Raw genomic sequence first — 779 nt, 5'->3', positions numbered from 1 at the left:
AGAACCATACCAACCGTCAAAATCAGTACGCCCCCCTATCTTACTTTTTACCCAACTAATCGCTTCTGTCTGTGTTACCATAAAAAAAACTCCTTTCAAAATAAAAAAGCCAACCAAAAATTGACTTTTAAATCCATTCTATACTTTTTATTTTTGTTTTTCTATATTTTTTATACTTATTATACCTGCTAACATGCAAAGTTACAGGTCTATATTTATTTCTATTATCTTTTCTTAAACCTAAAACTACATACATATTATCATTATTTTCATCAACAAATACTATATTTAAATTCATAGTATTACCTTTTAAATCTTTACCCAAAATAAGTGTGTTTACACTGTTTTTCAAAAATACTTCCTTTAAAAAGTAATAACTATCTATTCTAGGTATTACCTCTTTTAAATAATCAGATTTATAATCTAATAAAGAAAACTTTTCACACTTTACCAACTCTACCCATTTTGTAGCATGTATATTACATATTTTGTGAATACCGAACAAATGATATAAATCAATAACATTAAACGACACTTCAAACTGTTCATTCTTATAGTTTGTAAATAAATAACATTTTTTATTACAAAAATTGTCATTATAATCATTTAATAATTCTAAAAAATCTATACTCATATTATCTCCACAAAAAACAAGCACGGAACGGTTAAAAACTACCGAACGGAGTAATCGATTAGTTATTAAAACTAACTCCCTATGTTGTGCTTTTTAGGCTTATCGCAAAGGAACAGTTATTAAGCTCTGCCAAGCAGTGTAACGT

At 26.8% G+C, this 779-nt stretch carries 1 protein-coding gene; it reads right to left on the bottom strand.

Going from position 1 to position 779, the window contains the following annotated elements; genetic code table 11:
- Positions 1–127 precede the first annotated feature (127 nt).
- Positions 128–634 carry a PBECR4 domain-containing protein gene (locus tag KMP12_RS07430; RefSeq protein ID WP_215757071.1) on the bottom strand — a complete coding sequence of 169 codons (507 nt, stop codon included), beginning with the start codon at positions 632–634 and terminating at the stop codon, positions 128–130.
- Between the last annotated feature and the right edge of the window lie 145 nt (positions 635–779).

This window comes from Gemella sp. zg-1178 (genome assembly GCF_018790995.1).
Taxonomy (GTDB): domain Bacteria; phylum Bacillota; class Bacilli; order Staphylococcales; family Gemellaceae; genus Gemelliphila.
This window is presented reverse-complemented; position numbering and strand designations above follow the sequence as displayed.